The sequence below is a fragment of the Streptomyces bambusae genome, from assembly GCF_019400985.1.
GTDB classification, from domain to species: domain Bacteria; phylum Actinomycetota; class Actinomycetes; order Streptomycetales; family Streptomycetaceae; genus Streptomyces; species Streptomyces bambusae_A.
Map to the genome: position 1 here is coordinate 32,855 of NZ_WTFF01000003.1, position 16,222 is coordinate 49,076.

At 73.3% G+C, this 16,222-nt stretch carries 16 protein-coding genes; 10 read left to right on the forward strand and 6 right to left on the reverse strand.

What is annotated here, in order from left to right; translation table 11 throughout:
* Positions 1–29 precede the first annotated feature (29 nt).
* The 6 genes from htpX to GPJ59_RS00885 all read left to right on the forward strand — a co-directional run bounded on the left by htpX (position 30) and on the right by GPJ59_RS00885 (position 7,067).
* Positions 30–944: a zinc metalloprotease HtpX gene (gene htpX, locus GPJ59_RS00860; RefSeq protein WP_219664191.1), complete on the forward strand. Its 915-nt coding sequence runs from the start codon at positions 30–32 to the stop codon at positions 942–944.
* Positions 945–1,013: 69 nt separating this feature from the next.
* Positions 1,014–1,577: a PspA-associated protein PspAB gene (gene pspAB, locus GPJ59_RS00865; RefSeq protein ID WP_258023666.1), complete on the forward strand. Its 564-nt coding sequence runs from the start codon at positions 1,014–1,016 to the stop codon at positions 1,575–1,577.
* 20 nt (positions 1,578–1,597) lie between these two features.
* On the forward strand, positions 1,598–2,284 hold the full coding sequence (locus GPJ59_RS00870) for a DUF305 domain-containing protein (protein WP_219664193.1): 687 nt from the start codon (positions 1,598–1,600) through the stop codon (positions 2,282–2,284).
* Positions 2,285–2,472: 188 nt separating this feature from the next.
* The gene (locus tag GPJ59_RS00875; RefSeq protein WP_258023658.1) at positions 2,473–3,756 is read left to right on the forward strand and encodes an MFS transporter; all 1,284 of its coding nucleotides are present in this window, start codon (positions 2,473–2,475) and stop codon (positions 3,754–3,756) included.
* Between the two features lie 311 nt (positions 3,757–4,067).
* Positions 4,068–5,480, forward strand: a complete 1,413-nt coding sequence (locus GPJ59_RS00880; RefSeq protein WP_308120060.1) for an alpha/beta fold hydrolase — start codon at positions 4,068–4,070, stop codon at positions 5,478–5,480.
* Between the two features lie 12 nt (positions 5,481–5,492).
* A complete protein-coding gene (locus tag GPJ59_RS00885; RefSeq protein WP_219664195.1) occupies positions 5,493–7,067 on the forward strand; it encodes an alpha/beta hydrolase in 1,575 nt (524 codons plus the stop codon).
* Here GPJ59_RS00885 and GPJ59_RS00890 read toward each other — a convergent pair.
* Positions 7,036–8,451 (reverse strand): glycosyltransferase family 87 protein, encoded by a 1,416-nt coding sequence (locus GPJ59_RS00890; protein ID WP_219664196.1) that lies wholly within the window; start codon positions 8,449–8,451, stop codon positions 7,036–7,038. The genes GPJ59_RS00885 and GPJ59_RS00890 overlap by 32 nt on opposite strands.
* 113 nt (positions 8,452–8,564) lie before the next feature.
* Here GPJ59_RS00890 and GPJ59_RS00895 point away from each other — a divergent pair, with 113 nt between their 5' ends.
* A complete protein-coding gene (locus GPJ59_RS00895) occupies positions 8,565–9,749 on the forward strand; it encodes a molybdopterin-dependent oxidoreductase (RefSeq protein WP_219664197.1) in 1,185 nt (394 codons plus the stop codon).
* On the forward strand, positions 9,746–10,174 hold the full coding sequence (locus GPJ59_RS00900; RefSeq protein WP_219664198.1) for a hypothetical protein: 429 nt from the start codon (positions 9,746–9,748) through the stop codon (positions 10,172–10,174). Before GPJ59_RS00895 ends, GPJ59_RS00900 begins: the two co-directional genes overlap by 4 nt.
* On the opposite strand, the gene GPJ59_RS00905 is transcribed toward GPJ59_RS00900, so the two are convergent.
* Genes GPJ59_RS00905 through GPJ59_RS00915 form a run of 3 tightly spaced genes read right to left on the reverse strand, consistent with a single transcriptional unit; the run spans position 10,147 to position 12,112 of the window.
* On the reverse strand, positions 10,147–10,809 hold the full coding sequence (locus GPJ59_RS00905) for a class I SAM-dependent methyltransferase (protein ID WP_219664199.1): 663 nt from the start codon (positions 10,807–10,809) through the stop codon (positions 10,147–10,149). The two genes, GPJ59_RS00900 and GPJ59_RS00905, sit on opposite strands and share 28 nt — an antisense overlap.
* Positions 10,806–11,438, reverse strand: coding sequence for a TIGR04282 family arsenosugar biosynthesis glycosyltransferase (locus tag GPJ59_RS00910; RefSeq protein WP_219664200.1), 633 nt, complete (start codon positions 11,436–11,438; stop codon positions 10,806–10,808). The genes GPJ59_RS00905 and GPJ59_RS00910 overlap by 4 nt, the downstream gene beginning before the upstream one ends.
* A complete protein-coding gene (locus GPJ59_RS00915) occupies positions 11,435–12,112 on the reverse strand; it encodes a glycosyltransferase family 2 protein (protein WP_219664239.1) in 678 nt (225 codons plus the stop codon). Before GPJ59_RS00915 ends, GPJ59_RS00910 begins: the two co-directional genes overlap by 4 nt.
* A gap of 134 nt (positions 12,113–12,246) precedes the next feature.
* Between GPJ59_RS00915 and GPJ59_RS00920 the strand changes: the two genes are divergently transcribed.
* Both GPJ59_RS00920 and GPJ59_RS00925 read left to right on the forward strand, forming a co-directional pair.
* On the forward strand, positions 12,247–12,978 hold the full coding sequence (locus GPJ59_RS00920) for a response regulator transcription factor (RefSeq protein WP_219664201.1): 732 nt from the start codon (positions 12,247–12,249) through the stop codon (positions 12,976–12,978).
* Complete coding sequence (locus tag GPJ59_RS00925) at positions 12,975–14,084, forward strand: sensor histidine kinase (protein ID WP_219664202.1); 1,110 nt, start codon at positions 12,975–12,977, stop codon at positions 14,082–14,084. Before GPJ59_RS00920 ends, GPJ59_RS00925 begins: the two co-directional genes overlap by 4 nt.
* Positions 14,085–14,090: 6 nt before the next feature.
* Here GPJ59_RS00925 and GPJ59_RS00930 read toward each other — a convergent pair whose 3' ends face one another.
* On the reverse strand, positions 14,091–15,155 hold the full coding sequence (locus GPJ59_RS00930) for an NAD-dependent epimerase/dehydratase family protein (protein ID WP_219664203.1): 1,065 nt from the start codon (positions 15,153–15,155) through the stop codon (positions 14,091–14,093).
* A 237-nt stretch (positions 15,156–15,392) separates the two neighbouring features.
* On the reverse strand, positions 15,393–16,217 hold the full coding sequence (locus tag GPJ59_RS00935; RefSeq protein ID WP_219664204.1) for an aldo/keto reductase: 825 nt from the start codon (positions 16,215–16,217) through the stop codon (positions 15,393–15,395).
* Positions 16,218–16,222: the final 5 nt, after the last annotated feature.

Below are 16,222 nucleotides of genomic sequence, written 5' to 3' on the forward strand. Positions count from 1 at the left end.
GGCGAGGGCCGGATCCCGGGGTGATGGCGGTGCGCAGCCGTTTCGAGCCCGACCGGCAGCTGACCGCCCGCATGGCGGTCACGATGTTCCTCCTCGGGCTGGTGTACGTGGCGTTCATCGCCGCGCTGATCGCGCTGCTCAAGTCGACCGTCCTGGTCGTCGTCATCGCCGCCGCACTGCTCGGCGCGCAGTTCTGGTACTCCGACCGGATCGCGCTCTACGCCATGCGCGGCCGCATCGTCACACCCGAGGAGCAGCCGCTGCTGCACGGGGTCGTGGACCGGCTGTGCGCCGCCGCGGACATGCCCAAACCCCAGGTCGCGGTCTCCGACATGGACCTGCCCAACGCGTTCGCCACCGGCCGCAACGCCGACCACGCCGTGGTCTGCGTGACCACCGGCCTCATGCGCCGTCTGGAGACCGAGGAACTCGAAGGCGTCCTCGCACACGAACTCTCCCACGTCGCCCACCGCGACGTGGCGGTGATCACCATCGCCTCGTTCCTGGGCGTCATCGCAGGCCTCATCGTCCGTTTCGCCTTCTACTCCCAGCTGTTCGGCGGACGCAACCGGGACCAGAACACCGCAGTCGTCTTCCTGACGGTGATGGCCGTCTCCGCCCTCGTGTACGCCATCAGCTTCCTGCTCATCCGGGCCCTGTCCCGCTACCGCGAACTGGCCGCCGACCGGGCCGCGGCCATGCTGACCGCCAAGCCGTCCGTCCTGGCCTCGGCCCTGACCAAGGTCAGCGGGGACATCGCCCGCATCCCGACGGAGGACCTGCGCACCGCGCAGGCGTTCAACGCGTTCTTCTTCAGCCCCGCCGTCGGCCCCGGCACGGCGGTGGCCAACCTGTTCTCCACCCACCCCAGCCTGGAACGCCGGCTGGAGGCCCTCGCCGAGATCGCCGCCGAGCTGGGCGGACCGGGCGGCGAGCCGTCGTGAGCCAGCCGTCGCGAGCCGTCGTGAGCGAGCCGTCGTGAGAGGGAGCTGAGGCCCGTGGGCTTCTGGGACATGCTGCTCGGCCGGTCCAGACCGGTCAGACCCGACCTGGACCAGCTCTTCGGCCTCCCCTCGGCGGCCGTCACCCTCCAGGCGGCCATCGGCTTCACCCCGACCGGAGCGGGCTCGGTCTGTTTCGCCTCCATCGAGGGCGGCGCCTTCACCCAGGTACAGCAGGAGGTACGGGCCCTGCTGGATGCGGACTCCCAACGCGGCGGCGCACCGGTGGAGTTCAGCCGTGACACCTACGGCTACTCGTGGCTGCTCTCCCACCGCGCCCCCGACGACCTGCCCGCGCTGGTGGGGGACCTGCACGCGGTCAACACCGCCTTGCAGGACAGCGGCTTCGGCCCGCAGCTCCTGTGCTCCCTGGTCTCCTTCCGCGATGCCGAGCTGCGCTCCCTCGCCCTGGTCTACCTCTACAAGCGCGGCACCTTCTACCCCTTCGCCCCCCTGCCCGGCCACAAGCGCGACAACCCACTGGAACTCCAGGTCAAGGCCGTGATCAAGGACGACCTGCGCATCGAACAGGAGTTGAGCCGATGGTTCCCGCTGTGGGGAGCCCCCGGCCTGTGAAGCACCACGGGAGCCACACCATGACCACCACCACCCGCACCACCGCCCGTACTGCCGCCCGCCGCGCCGCCCGGACCGGCGCAGCCGCCGCCGTCGTCCTGGCAGCGACCGGCGGGATCACCGCCGCGAGCGCCGCGGGCACCCCCGCCCTCACCCCCGTGGCGGTCCACGCCGCGGTCCCGGCCGAAGCCCACAACCAGGCCGACGTCACCTTCGCCCAAGGGATGATCCCCCACCACCGCCAGGCCGTCGCCATGTCCCAGATGGCCCGCACCCACAACGCCTCCCCGGAGGTCAAGGCGCTCGCCGTCAAGATCCAGAAGGCGCAGCAGCCCGAGATCGACACGATGACCGGCTGGCTGAAGGCATGGGGCGAGGAGGTCCCCCGAGGCATGGGGGGCATGGACGGTATGGATGACATGGACGGCATGGATGACATGAACGGCATGGGACGCGACGACGACGCCACATCCATGCCCGGCACGATGAACGACCAGCAGATGATGAAGCTGAACGGCGCCACCGGCCGCGCCTTCGACACCATGTTCCTGACCATGATGATCGAACACCACGAGGGCGCCATCGACATGGCCGAGACCGAGCAGAAGGAAGGCTCCTACGCCCCGGCCAAGGACCTCGCCGCCGACATCGTCAAGACCCAGACCGCCGAGATCGCCCAGATGCGCACCATGCTCGCGTCCCGCTGAGGGCGGAGGGCCGTCCGGGGACGCAGGACGGGCCCGTCCGGCCATCGGCAGGGACCCTTGGCCCATGCCGTCGCCGGGTCCCGCTGCGGATCGTGGTCATGGGATGCCGCTGAGCAGGCAAGGGGCCTGCCATGGGCGGGCGGTCCCAGTGGCGTCGTACCGCCACGCACAGGAAAGGGGCGGACACCATGGTCCAGCCGTTGAGGTCGAAGAGTGGCAGCTCACCGTCGGGTGCTCCAGTGCCCGGCCGGGCCTGGCTGATGCTGGCCCTGGCCACGATCGGTTTCGCCGTCAACTTCTGGGCGTGGGCGCTGCTGAGTCCCCTGGGCCCGCGGTTCAAGGACAGCCTCGACCTGTCGTCGTTCGAGCAGTCTCTGCTGGTGGCGGTGCCCGTCGTGGTCGGCTCCCTGGGGCGCATACCGGTGGGCGCGCTGACCGACCGGTTCGGCGGGCGGGTCATGTTCCCCATCGTGACGGCGACCACCATCATCCCGGTGCTCTACCTCGGCCTGGCCGGGCACTCCTCCCTCGCCGCACTGCTGATCGGCGGGTTCTTCCTCGGTATCGGCGGCACCGCGTTCGCCGTCGGTGTGCCGTTCGTCAACGCCTGGTTCCCGCCCGAGCGGCGCGGCCTTGCCATCGGCGTCTTCGGCGCCGGCATGGGCGGCACCGCGATCAGCGCCCTGACCACGGTGAAGCTGGTCGACGCGAACAGCATGGCGACTCCGTTCCTGATCACTGCCGCGGTGCTGGCCGTCTACGCCGTGGCCGCGGCGCTGCTGCTGCGCGACGCCCCCGGCCGTACCGTGCCGACCGAGCCGCTGGGACGCCGGCTGGCCGCCACTGCCCGGCTGGGCATCACCTGGCAGGCATCCGCGCTCTACGCGGTGGCGTTCGGCGGCTACGTCGCCTTCTCCGTCTACCTGCCCACCTACCTCAAGACCGGCTACGGCCTGACCCAGGCGGACGCCGCGAACCGGATGGCCGGGTTCGTGCTCCTCGCGGTGGCGATGCGCCCGATCGGTGGCTGGCTGTCGGACCGGCTGGGCCCGGTCCGGGTGCTGGCCGGCTCTCTGGCCGTGGTCGTGGCCGGTGCGGTGGTGCAGTCGTTCACCCCGCCCCTGGCGCCGGTGGGTACCATCGCCTTCCTGTCCATGGCCGCCGCGCTCGGCGCGGGCAGCGGGGCGGTCTTCGCCCTGGTGGCCCTGCTGACCCCGGGCAGCCAGGTCGGCTCGGTCACCGGCGTGGTCGGCGCCGCCGGCGGACTGGGCGGCTTCCTGCCGCCGCTGGTCATGGGCTCCCTCTACGGGGAGTACGGAACGTACGCGGCCGGTCTCGCCCTGCTCGCGATCGTGGCCGCCGCGGCCCTGGCGTTCACCCTCACCGGGGTCCGCTCGGCCGTCCAGGGCGGCGACCGGACGCCGAGCACCGCCCGGGGACAGCAGCGCCGCACCGCCCACACCACGGTGTGAGAACGAGCCCGCTCATCGTGCGGCGGGCACGTCGTGCCGGTGGCCGCCCGTGTGCAGGTCGCCAGACCGCCTGCTAGCGTCGATTACGTGGGTTCCGACCATGTCGCCGCGGCGTCGCCCTGCTGGGCAGCCGTTGACCGGCGGAGGAACGGGATCATATGGCAGTCCACAGCTTCCGTATCGGGGCAGCAACTGCCGCGGCCGCTCTGGGCCTCCTTTCGGCGCCAGCCCCCGGTGCGGCGGGCGCCGCACCACCCCACGCCGCAACCACCGAAGTCGCCGGGCCCGGCACGGCCGTCGCGTCACGCTTCGTGCCGGGTCCCTGTCCCAGGACGCCTGAGCCGATCGAAGCGCTGGCCACCGCCCGGTGCGGATTCCTGGAGGTCCCCGAGAACCGTGCCCGTCCCGGCGGCCGGACCGTCCGGCTGGCCGTCGCGGTCATCCCGGCCGCCTCGGCGAAACCCGCCCAGGATCCCGTGGTGTTCATGTCGGGCGGCCCCGGTGGCGAGACCTTCGACGACATCCCCTTCCTGGTCGGCTCCGGCCTGAACCGGGACCGCGACCTGATCGTCATGGCCCAGCGCGGCAATCTCTACGACAAGCCCAACCTGGCCTGCCCGGAGCTGGACCGCTTCAACGCCGAGTCCGTGGGGCTCCCCTCCTACGCACCGCAGACGGAGCGGCTCATGCTCGACGCGGTGAAGCGGTGCCGGGCCCGCCTGACGGCCGACGGGACCGACCTGAGTGCCTACAACAGCACCGAGAACGCAGCCGACTTCGCCGACCTGCGCACGGCGCTCGGCATCAAGCAGTGGAACGTCTACGGCCACTCCTACGGCAGCGACCTGGCCATGACCTACCTGCGCCTGCACCCCCAGGGGATCCGCGCGGTGGCATTCGACTCCTTCACCCCTCCGCAGTCCGTCTCCCTGCCGTTCGCCTGGGCCGGCGCCCAGGAGGGCCTTGACCACCTCTACAAGGCCTGCGCGGCCGAGCCCCGCTGCCAGGGCCGCTATCCGGACCTCGCGCGCTCCCTGAACGAGCAGGTGCGCAAGCTGGAGGACCGGCCGCTGACGCTGAACGTCCGGCCGCCGCAGGGCGGAGACCCGGTGCAGGTCGTCCTCGACGGCGGCGCACTGGTGAACCTGCTGGTCGCCAAGGCGATCCCGTTCAAGGACGTCCCGGCGGCGATCGACGAACTCGGCCGCGGACGCCCCGAGCGCTTCGCCCGCGCCCGCGCCGCCGGTTCGGTCCAGGTCACCGGCCAGACCGCCCACGGAATGACGAATTCGGTGGTGTGCAGCGAGTGGGTGCCGGACCACTCGCCGTCCGACGTGCTGGCCGCGGGCCGACGGGCCTTCCCCGGCTGGCCGGACCCGGTCCTGGCCCAGGCGCCCCAACTGGCCTTCCAGGACCAGGTGTGCCGCGTCTGGAACGTCCCCGACCGCACCGCCGTGCAGCGGGCGGCCCCGGTCAGCCCGGTGCCGACGCTCTTCCTCAACGGGACGTTCGACATGAAGACCGGGGCCAGCTGGGCGCAGAAGACGGCCCGTACGCTGCCCCGGTCGACCACCGTGCAGATCCCCGGCATCGGGCACTGGGTGGTCCCGCAGTCGCCCTGCGCCCAGAAGGTGCTGGCGTCCTTCCTCACCCGTCCGGCCGCGCCCGACACCGGCTGCGTGGCGGGCCTCAAGTGGGAACCGTTCACGATCACCCCGAAGTGACCGGGAGAGCAGATGGCACGCCCACACGTACGACGCCTGCGCACCGGGTCGGCCGCAGCGGCGACCGGCATCCTCGTCACCGGCCTGCTCGCGGCGCCCGCGGGCGCGCAGGAGGAGACGCCCGGTGGAGCGAGCGGCACGGTCGCCCGCACCGTGGGCGACGCCCGCTACGAGCCGGGCCCCTGCCCCAAGACGGCAGAACCGATCGAGGCGCTGAAAGGGGCCCGCTGCGGAACGCTCACGGTCCCCGAGAACCGTGCCGAGCCCGACGGCCGGCAGATCACCCTCGGTGTCGCCATCGTGCCGGCGGCGGCCGCCGAGCCGAAACCCGACCCGATCGTATGGCTCGCCGGCGGCCCCGGCGATGACGCCGTCGGGGAGGTGAAGATGGCGATCGACGGCGGCCTGAACCGCGACCGGGACGTCATCTTCATGTCCCAGCGCGGCACCTACTCGGCCGATCCGGATGCCCTGTGCCCCGACATCGACGAGTTCAACGCCCGCGTGGTCGGCCTCGTCTACGACGCGCCGTCCACCGAACGCCTGCACGTCGAGGCCACCAAGGCCTGCCGCGACAAACTGGTGGGCAAGGGCATCGACCTCAGCGCCTACAACGACACCGAGAGCGCCGCCGACTACGACGACCTGCGCAAGGCGCTGGGCATCAAGCAGTGGAACCTGTACGGCATCTCCTACGGCACCCACCTGGCGCTGACCTACATGCGCCTGCACCCCGAAGGACTCCGCTCGGTGGGCCTCGACGGCATCCTGCCACCGTCCAAGGGCGGGTCGGCCTCGACCTGGAGCAGCTTCAAGCAGGGCACGGACGGCCTGTTCAAAGCCTGCGCGGACCAGCCGGCGTGCAACAAGCGCTATCCGAACCTGCCGGCCACCTTCGAGAAGCTCGTCAACGACCTCGAAGCCGAGCCGGTCACCACCACGGTCACGCTCCCCGGCAGCGACAAGCCGGTGAAGGTCGTGCTGGACGGCGGGACCCTGGTCAACTGGCTGACCTCCGCCACCCACACGGCGGAGGCCGTACCCCGCTCCCTCGACGAGCTGGCCAACGGCAACCCGCAGCGGATCGCCCAGCAGTGGGCGGGCTGGAGGACCAACCCCAAGGGCATCGGAGTGACGTCGCACGGCCTCGTCTACGGCGTCTTCTGCAGCGAGTGGACGCCGTACGAGAGCGAGGAACAGGCGCTGCAGGGCGGACAGAAGGCGTACCCGTCGTTCCCCCGCTCGGTGCAGGCCCAGGCCCCGCTGCTCACCTTCCTCCGCCCGGACTGCGACGTCTGGGACATCCCCCCGGCGGCGCGCTCCATCCGGGACGTCACGCGCAGTGACATCCCCACCCTCGCCCTGTCGGGTGCGTTCGACGCCCAGACCGGCGCCGACAACGGCCCGTACGTCGCCCGCACCCTGAACCGCGCCACGGTCGTCACGATCCCCTACGAGCCCCACGTGGTGTTCGCCACCTCGAAGTGCGCCCAGGCCATCACCACCTCCTTCTTCGACACCCCGACCGCCCCGAACACCGCCTGCGTCAAGGACCTCAAGCCCCCGGAGTTCGAGATCGCTCCGTGAGCGCGTCGTAACCGTGCGACGGAGACGGACACGCCCCGGTACGCCGTCGCCGCGTCCACCACCGCGCGCACACCACGACCCCGGCCGCCCCGTACGCAGCGGTCACCCCCGCCGTGCCGGTGACCGGGCCGGCGAGATACGCCACCGCACCGGCGAGGGCCACGCCGAGCCACTCCCAGCGGCCGTCCAGGGCGACGAGGGCGACCAGCAGCAGGGCGTACCAGGAGTAGCCGGGCGTCAGCAGCAGGAACGCCGTACCGAGGGTCAGCAATGCTCCACACCATGGGCGTTCGGGATCGCCGCGCCACCACACCGCCACCGGGACCACCGCCATGCACAGCACCACCGCGGGCAGCGCCCACGCGTCGGGCAGCACGAGCCGTACCAGCGCGTACCGCCCGCCCGCGCCTGCGCCGTCGTAGCCCTCCTCCCGGGTGTATCCGCCCAGGTAGCCGAGGACGGAACCCTCCGAGAGCAGGACGTACGGCAGGTACGCCAGCGCCACCGTCGCCGCGACCGACAGCGTCACGGCCGCGATCGTGCGCGGACGCCGGATGCCGGACAGTGCCCCCGGCACAAGCACGGCCGGCAGCAGCTTGGCGGCGACCGCCAGGCCGAGCAGGACCCCGCCCCTGACGTGGTGGCGGCGTGTCACCAGGGCCAGCGCGCCGACCGACAGGAGCACGGCGAGGACGTCGACGTGGGCGTTGTTGACGGCTTCGACGGGGACCGCCGGGCACCAGGCCCACAGGGCGGCCTGGCGTGGATCCCCTCGCCGGCGCAGGACTGCGAGCAGGAGGCCGGTGACCGCCAGTGAGAGGAGCGCCGTTCCCGCTTGGAGCCCCTGGTGGCGGACGCCTTCCGGGGTGAGGGCGTGGACGAGGAGGAACCAGCCCTCCGCCACCGGAGGGTAGATGGTGTGCACGGTGGGCCGGTTGATCCGGGTGCACCGGCCGTCGCCGAGCGGCGCGAGGTCCGCGTCGCCCCGCGCGCAGACCGCGGCGCCGGGGAAGAGCCAGCCGTCCCGGAGCCCGGCGAGTTTCGGGTCCGCGGGCGCGAGGTCGTACGGAGAGAGGCCGGCTGCCTGGACCCGGCCGTCCCACGCGTACCGGTAGGAGTCCGTGCTCGTACGCGGGGCCGCCACGAGTCCCGTGGCCGTCACCGCGAGCGCCCCGGCGAGGACGAGCGGGACGACGTGCCGGCGGGGCACGCGGCGCAGGGCGGCCACGGCCGCTGCGAACACCGCCCATCCACCCGCGTACCCCGCCAGGAAGCCGGTCCCGTGCGAGCCCGCGCCGAGCACGAGGGTGAGTGAGGCGGTCAGGGCCGAGACAAGGAGCACGGTGACGACGAGGGCGAGGGAGGGACGACGGTCGCGGGGCATGGGCGCAGACTGGCACCGCGTGCGGCGGACGAGGAGGAGACCCGGCGGGGCGTTCGGGTTTCGTAAGGTGTCGGAGCCTCCGCGCGCTCGCTCGCGGCGGTGTCATGGACGGTATGACGTTCCGCATGCCCAGGCCGGCCCGGCTGCCGCGACCCGCCTTCCGGCTCCCGGCCGTCCGGCCGCCGGAGTTCACCGGGCGCCTTCACGACGCCACGACGGCGACCGCCATCGGGAGGTGGCTCGGCGCGGCGTTCGCCGTCTGCTTCGCGACCGGCCTCGTCAGCCACTACCTCCAACACCCGCCGGACCGGCTCGCCGATCACCTGCCCGCCCGGCCGGTATGGGGATACACGCTCACCCAGGGCCTGCACGTCGCCACGGGCCTGGCGGCGATCGTGCTGCTGCTGGTCAAGCTGTGGGCGGTGTACCCCCGGCTGTTCGTGTGGCCGCCGGTGCGGTCCCTGCGGCACGCGCTGGAGCGGCTGTCCGTCGCGGTCCTCGTGGCTTCGGCCGTCTTCGAGGTGCTCACCGGGCTGCTCAACATCGTCGAGTGGTATCCGTGGCCCTTCGCCTTCGTCCCCGTCCACTTCGCCGTGGCCTGGGTGGTGACCGGTTCGATCCTGCTGCACATCGCGGTCAAGGCCCCCGAGATCAGGGACCACTGGGGCCGGCGTTCGGCGGGGACGCGCGCCCTGCCCGCCGAGGACGCCGCCGACCGCCGCTCGCTGCTGCTCGCCACGGGCGCGGCCGTCGGCGTGGTCACGCTGACGACCGTCGGACAGTCCTTCACCCCGCTCAAGGCGTTCGACCTGCTCGCGCCCCGGCACCCCGACCACGGCCCGCAGGGACTTCCGGTGAACCGGACCGCAGCCGCGGCAGGCGTCTCGCCGAGTGCTCTGGGGGAGTGGCGGCTGGAGGTCGCCGGGCCCCGTGCGTACGCCCTCACGCTCGACGCGCTGCGGGGGATGCCGCAGGCGACGGCGCGGCTGCCGATCGCGTGCGTCGAAGGCTGGAGCGTGGACGCCGACTGGGGCGGGGTACGGGTCCGGGACCTGGTCGCCCGGGCCGGCGGGCGTCCGGGCCGGGCCGCCGTACGGGTGACATCGCTCGAGGTCAGCGGCGCGTACCGGGTGATGGAGATGGGCGCGGAGTACGCGGACGATCCGCTCACCCTGCTCGCCCTGAGCCTGAACGGCCGGCCGCTCACGCTCGACCACGGCTTCCCGGCCCGGATCATCGCGCCCAACCGGCCCGGAGTCCTCCAGACCAAGTGGGTCCACCGCCTGGAGGTGCTGTGAGGACGGCGAACGGGCTGAGATACGCGGTCGGCGGCCTCGGCATCGTGCTGATCGGCGTCGGCACATGGCTGGTGGTGGCCGAGCCGGATCCGCTCGGGGTACTGGTGTGGCTGGCCGGTGCGCTCGTCCTGCACGACGGGATCCTCGCCCCGTCGGTGCTCGCCGTGGGGCTGCTTCTCGTGGGGCGACGCCGGCGCGGTGTGTGGCGGGGGGCGTTGCTCGTGGCGGGCAGCGTGGTCCTGCTGACGCTGCCGCTGCTCGTGCGGCCGGGGGCCCCGCCCAACCCGTCGGCGCTGCCCCTTCCCTACGGAAGGAATCTCGCGATCGTGCTGGCGGCCCTGGCAGCAGTGACGGCAGCGCTGATCGCCGTACGGCGATGGCGGGCACGGCGGCCCCGTCAGGGGCAGGCCACCGCGGGCGACTGAGGTACGAGCGACAGGAAGGAGCGCCCCTCCAGGGCCCACTGCTCGCAGACCTCCCACCCCGAGCTGCACGCGTGGGCGGCCAGGGCGCGGGTGCCCACCCTGGCCCAGGGGAACGGCGCCCCCCGCCCGCCCCGGCCGTCGTCGACCCGTACCTCGCAGCGCTCGTCGACGTCCACGGGCGCACACTCGGCGATGACCCGCCCGGAACACGACACGACCTGTCGCAGTCGGTGGAGCAGGGCGGCCGGGTCGCCGCCGATCCCTATGTTGCCGTCGATCAGGAGCGCCGTGTCCCAGCGTCCCTCGGCGGGCAGCGGGTCGAAGACCGACCGGCGCAGGACCGCCGCGCCGAGCCGCGCGGTGCGGGCCACCGCTTCCGGGCTGATGTCGATGCCCAGCGCGCGCCGGCCTTCGGCGGCGAGGGCGGCGACGAGCCGCCCTGGTCCGCAGCCGATGTCGAGGACCGTGCCGCGGCAGCGGCCGAGTACGGAGCGGTCGGCGCGGTCCGGCGCCTCGCACCAGCGCTCGACCTCCAGGGGCAGGAGCCAGCCGTCGTGCCGGCGCAGGAAGAGCGGGCCCTTGCCGGTGCGCAGGGCGCAGCTGTACGGGTCTGCCGGCCACGTCGTGGTGGTCAACGGCCCGCTCCCGCCCTCGTGGTGGTCAACTCCGCGTACCGGGCGGCGAAGCGGGTGTCCGGTGCCTCGGCCGCCACCTGCCGGGCGTCCGAGGCGGTGTCCACGTCCCGCAGGACCGGCAGGCGACCGATGCGCAGGCCGGCCGTCCGCAGGCGCGCGTGCTGGACGGCGCCGGTCTCGGGCGTCGACATGGGGACCCCGAGCAGCACAGAAGGGTCGGGACGGGCGAGACCCAGAGCCCAGAAGCCGCCGTCGGCGGCGGCCCCGAACCAGGCGTCGTGCTCGTCCCAGCGCAGGGCCGGGGCCAGCAGTGCCGGAGTGACCTGAGGGGTGTCCATGCCGATGAGCAGGGCCGGCCCGGAGCAGGCGGCGAACGCGGCGGCCAGGCGGACGTCGAGCCCGCCACTCGCCTGGGGGACGATCTCGAAGCCCGGTGGAAGCCATGGGCCCGGCCGCCCGTCGAGCACGAGGACGTGCCGGTCCGCCGGGACGCACGTAGCGGCGGAGAGCGTGTCGGCGAGGGCCGCCTCGGCGAGCGCGGCGGCCTCCTCGGGGGTGAACGGGGGAGTGAGCCGGGTCTTCACCCGACCCGGCCGGGGTTCCTTGGCGATGACGAGGAGGGTGGTCACGGGCGGCCCCCGCCCACCGGCGCCGGCTCGTCGAGCACCTTGCGCATGTCGTGCACCGCCTGCCAGGTACCCCGCCAGGTGCCCGTGACCTTCGACCGGCCGGTGCGCGGCCGGTACGGCACGTCCACCTCGCGCACCCGCCAGCCGGCGTCGGCCGCCCGGACGACCATCTGGAGCGGGTAGCCGCTGCGCCGGTCGGAGAGGCCGAGGGCGAGCAGCGCCTCGCGGCGGGCCGCCCGCATGGGGCCGAGATCGTGGAGGCGCAGACCGGTGCGGCGGCGCAGCAGCCAGGACAGGGCGAGGTTCCCGGCCCGCGCGTGGGCCGGCCAGGCGCCGCGCTCGGTGGGGCGGCGCCGGCCCAGCAGGAGATCGGCGGAACCGTCGGCCACGGAGCCGACGAGTCCCGGCAGGAGGCCGGGGTCGAGGGAGGCGTCGCAGTCGCAGAAGCAGACGAACTCCGCGTCGGAAGCGAGCAGTCCGGCGTGGCAGGCAGCACCGAAGCCGCGCCTGGGCTCTCGCACCACGGTCGCACCGAGATCCGCCGCGATGCCGGCGGACCCGTCGCAGGAGCCGTTGTCGACGACGACCGCCCGCCAGCCGGAGGGGATGCGGGACAGCACCCAGGGCAGGGCTTCGGCCTCGTCGAGACAGGGAAGGACCACGTCCACGGTCATGAGTGTCACACCACTCACCGTAGGAACCACGCGGCGGATCGGGGGCGTGGAACTCCTTACGAAACGCGGACGCCGGCCCCCGTACGCCCGGGTGGCCGTCACCGTTCGGCGGAACGGATGCGACGCTGTGCGGCATGAGCGAGCACAGCGCCCCGCAGCCACCGGCCCGGATCCTGGTGGTGGACGACGATCCCACCGTCGCCGAAGTGGTCACCGGATACCTCGACCGGTCCGGGTTCGCCGTGGAGCACGCGGCCGACGGCCCCGAGGCCCTGCTGCGGGCCGAGGAGCGGCGGCCGGACCTCGTCGTGCTCGACCTGATGCTGCCCGGTCTGGACGGCCTGGAGGTCTGCCGGCGGCTGCGGGAGACCGGCCCGATTCCGGTGATCATGCTGACCGCGCGCGGCGACGAGGACGACCGGATCACGGGCCTGGAGGTGGGCGCGGACGACTACGTCACCAAGCCCTTCAGCCCGCGCGAGCTCGTCCTGCGCGTCGAGTCCGTGCTGCGCCGCAGTCGAGCCGCCGCCGGGCCGGCGGCGCCCCGGACGGTCCTGCGCGCCGCCGGCCTCACCGCCGACCCCGGCACCCGGAGGGCCACCCGCGCGGGTGATGAACTCCCCCTCACCCTCCGGGAGTTCGACCTCCTCGCGTACTTCCTGGAACACCCCGGCACCGCGCACACCCGGGAGGAACTGATGCGGCGGGTGTGGGGGTGGGACTTCGGCGACCTGTCCACGGTCACGGTCCACGTCCGGCGCCTGCGCGCCAAGATCGAGGACGATCCGGCCCGGCCCCGGCTCATCCGGACCGTATGGGGCGTCGGCTACCGCTTCGAGCCCCGACAGGACGGGGGAGCGGCATGAAGGACATCCTGCTGATCGCCGGATTCGCGCTCGCGGGAGCCGCGTGCGCCGGTCTCGCCGGAGCGCTGGTGCTCCGCCTCGTCCGGCGCCGTTCCGTCGTGGTCTCCCTGACCGTGGTCGCCGCCGTCACCGTGACGGCGATGCTCGCCGGGACCCTCGCCGTCGCCCAGGCGATGTTCCTGTCCCCGCACGACCTGTGGGTGGTGACCGTCGTCGTGGCCATGGCGGCCCTCGTATCGCTGGGCACCGCCCTCGTCCTGGGCCGCTGGGTGGTGGCCCGCAGCCGTGCCCTCGCCCGCGCCGCACGCGACTTCGGCGACGGCGGCAGCTTCTCCGCCCCGGACGGGGCGGCCACCGCCGAACTCGCCGCCCTCACCGGGGAACTGGCCGCCACGAGCGCGAAACTCGACGCCTCCCGACGCCGCGAGCGCTCGCTCGAAGCCTCCCGCCGCGAGCTCGTCGCATGGATCTCCCACGACCTGCGCACCCCGCTGGCCGGGCTGCGGGCCATGGCGGAGGCCCTGGAGGACGGCATGGCCGCCGACCCCGCCCGCTACCACCGGCAGATCCGCACCGAGGTCGAGCGCCTGACCGCCATGGTCACCGACCTCTTCGAACTCTCCCGCATCCACGCCGGCACCCTGACCATCAGCCCGAGCCGCATCTCCGTGTACGACCTCGTGGGCGACGCCCTGAGCGGCGCCGACCCGCTCGCCCGCGAACACGGCGTCCGCCTGGTGGGGGAGGAGGTCGAAGCGATCCCCGTCGAGGTGGACGGCAAGGAGATGACCCGGGTCCTCGCGAACCTCCTCGTCAACGCCATCCGCCACACGCCGGCCGACGGCACCGTGGCGGTCGCGGCCGAACGCCGCGCGGACGCCGTCGTCCTGTCCGTCACCGACGGCTGCGGCGGCATCCCCGACGAGGACCTCACGCGCGTCTTCGACACCGGCTGGCGCGGCACCGAGGCCCGCACCCCACCGGCCGGGGCCGGGCTCGGCCTCGCCATCGTCCGCGGCATCGTCGAGGCCCACGCGGGCCGCGCCGAGGTCCGCAACGTCCAGGGCGGCTGCCGCTTCGAGGTCACCCTGCCGGCGGCGGGCTGACCCCGGTCACCGCAGGGCCGCCGAGGCCCGCTGTTCCGCCCGGGCGAACTCCGCCATGCCCTCGGCGAAGCCGACCTCGGGCCGCCAGCCGAGCTCGTCGCGCAGCCGTGACGAGTCGGCGGTGACGTGCCGGACGTCGCCGAGACGGTACTCGCCCGTGATCACGGGCTCGGGGCCACCGCACGCCCGGGCCAGCGCGACGGCCATGTCGCCGACGGTGTGCGGTTCGCCGCTGCCGGTGTTGTACGTGCTGAGCGCGCCGGCCGGCAGTCCATCGGCGGCCTCCAGCGCGACCGCGTTGGCCGCCGCCACGTCCCGTACGTGCACGAAGTCCCGCCGCTGCCCGCCGTCCTCGAACACGCGGGGCGCCTGGCCCCGGGCGAGCGCCGAGCGGAACAGCGAGGCCACGCCCGCGTACGGGGTGTCGCGGGGCATCCCCGGCCCGTACACGTTGTGGTAGCGCAGCGAGACCGCCGTCGCGCCCACCGCGCGGGCCCACGCCGCCGCCAAGTGCTCCTGGGCGAGCTTCGTCGAGGCGTACACGTTCCGGGGATCGGCCGGCGCGTCCTCGCCGACCAGACCGGGGACGAGTTCGGTGTCGCAGGCGGGACAGCGCGGTTCGAAGCGGCCGGCGGCGAGGTCCTCGGGCCGGCGGGGACCCGGGCGTACGACACCGTGCGACGCGGGGCACTCGTAGCGCCCCTCCCCGTACACGACCATCGAACCGGCGAGGACGAGGCGGCGCACGCCGACGTCCGCCATGGCGGCGAGCAGGACGGCTGTGCCGAGGTCGTTGCAGCTCACGTACTCCGGGGCGTCCGCGAAGTCCTTGCCGAGGCCGACCATGGCGGCCTGGTGGCACACCGCGTCGACACCGTGCAGAGCAGTTGCGACCGCCAGCGGATCCCTGACGTCCGTGTGGAGGAACTCCACGGCCTGCACCTCGGGAGCCACGTGGTGCGCGCTGGGCAGCAGAGCATCGAGAACCACCGGCTCGTGCCCGGCCTTCGAGAGCGCGGTGACGATGTGCGAGCCGATGAATCCGGCTCCTCCTGTGACGAGTACACGCATGGGCGCGAGGCTACGCAGCGGCTCCCGGTCACGGGGGTGCGCGCGCCGGGCCGTAAGACTTACGTCATCCCGGCGGGGCACATCTTCTGTCAGATCCGGACACGGGCCACGGCCAGGACCGGGCTGATCCGGTCGTGACCGCGGCGTCCGCGCAGCGGTGTTCAGCTCGCGCAGGGGCGGCCTGCTGCCGCCTTGGCCTCGCTCGGCGAGCTCGGGATCCCAGCAGCCGGTCGACCGCTACGGTACGGGCGCGACGGGGCACGCCTCGGCGATGCGGGCCGCCTCCTCCCGGCCGAGGACGATGTCGGCCGCGGCGGCGTTCTCGACGGCCCGGGCGGGCGTGGCGGTCTTCGGGATGGCGAAGGTGCCGCGGTTCAGGGTGAGGAAGGCGAGGGCGATCTGGTGGCGCGTGGCACCGTGGGCGCGGGCGGTCTCGTCGAGGACGGCGGCGGCCCGTGAGGAAGGCGGGAACGACCCCAGCCCGAAGGGGCTGTAGCCGACGACGGCAGCGCCCGCGGCCAGGCATGCGGGGGCCGTACGGCGCTCCATGGAGCGGTCGCCGAGGTGGTGGACGACCTGGTTGCAGGCCAGCTCGCCCGGTTCGGTACGGGTGAACACGTCGGCCAGGAGCTCGTCGTGGAAGTTGCTGACGCCGAAGTGGCGGATCTTCCCGGCCTGCCGGAGCGTGCGCAGGGCCGCGAGGGTTTCGTCCAGGGGGTGGTCACTGGGCCAGTGCAGGAGGTAGAGGTCCAGATGGTCGGTGCCCAGGCGGCGCAGGCTGCCTTCACAGGCGGCCACGGTGCCGCGTGCGTCGGCGTGGGCGGGACGGACCTTGGAGGTCAGGAAGACGTCCTGGCGGCGGTGCCGTACGGCTCGGCCGACGATCTCCTCCACCCTGCCGTCTCCGTACGACTCGGCGGTGTCGATATGAGTCATTCCGGCATCGATTCCGGCGTTGAGCGTACGGATCGCGGTGCGCTGGTCGGCGCGCTCGAGCTGCCACGTGCCCTGCCCGATGACCGCGACGGCGGCTCCGGTCGGTCCGAAGGTGCGGGTGCGCATGAGCG

What these genes read in the sequence shown, in the direction of transcription:
- pspAB (WP_258023666.1), top strand. Translation starts at nt 1,014, where the DNA reads ATGCTGCTCGGCCGGTCCAGACCGGTCAGACCCGACCTGGACCAGCTC.
- GPJ59_RS00870 (WP_219664193.1), top strand. Translation starts at nt 1,598, where the DNA reads ATGACCACCACCACCCGCACCACCGCCCGTACTGCCGCCCGCCGCGCC.
- GPJ59_RS00875 (WP_258023658.1), top strand. Translation starts at nt 2,473, where the DNA reads ATGGTCCAGCCGTTGAGGTCGAAGAGTGGCAGCTCACCGTCGGGTGCT.
- GPJ59_RS00885 (WP_219664195.1), top strand. Translation starts at nt 5,493, where the DNA reads ATGGCACGCCCACACGTACGACGCCTGCGCACCGGGTCGGCCGCAGCG.
- GPJ59_RS00890 (WP_219664196.1), bottom strand. Translation starts at nt 8,451, where the DNA reads ATGCCCCGCGACCGTCGTCCCTCCCTCGCCCTCGTCGTCACCGTGCTC.
- GPJ59_RS00895 (WP_219664197.1), top strand. Translation starts at nt 8,565, where the DNA reads ATGACGTTCCGCATGCCCAGGCCGGCCCGGCTGCCGCGACCCGCCTTC.
- GPJ59_RS00915 (WP_219664239.1), bottom strand. Translation starts at nt 12,112, where the DNA reads ATGACCGTGGACGTGGTCCTTCCCTGTCTCGACGAGGCCGAAGCCCTG.
- GPJ59_RS00920 (WP_219664201.1), top strand. Translation starts at nt 12,247, where the DNA reads ATGAGCGAGCACAGCGCCCCGCAGCCACCGGCCCGGATCCTGGTGGTG.
- GPJ59_RS00925 (WP_219664202.1), top strand. Translation starts at nt 12,975, where the DNA reads ATGAAGGACATCCTGCTGATCGCCGGATTCGCGCTCGCGGGAGCCGCG.
- GPJ59_RS00930 (WP_219664203.1), bottom strand. Translation starts at nt 15,155, where the DNA reads ATGCGTGTACTCGTCACAGGAGGAGCCGGATTCATCGGCTCGCACATC.
- GPJ59_RS00935 (WP_219664204.1), bottom strand. Translation starts at nt 16,217, where the DNA reads ATGCGCACCCGCACCTTCGGACCGACCGGAGCCGCCGTCGCGGTCATC.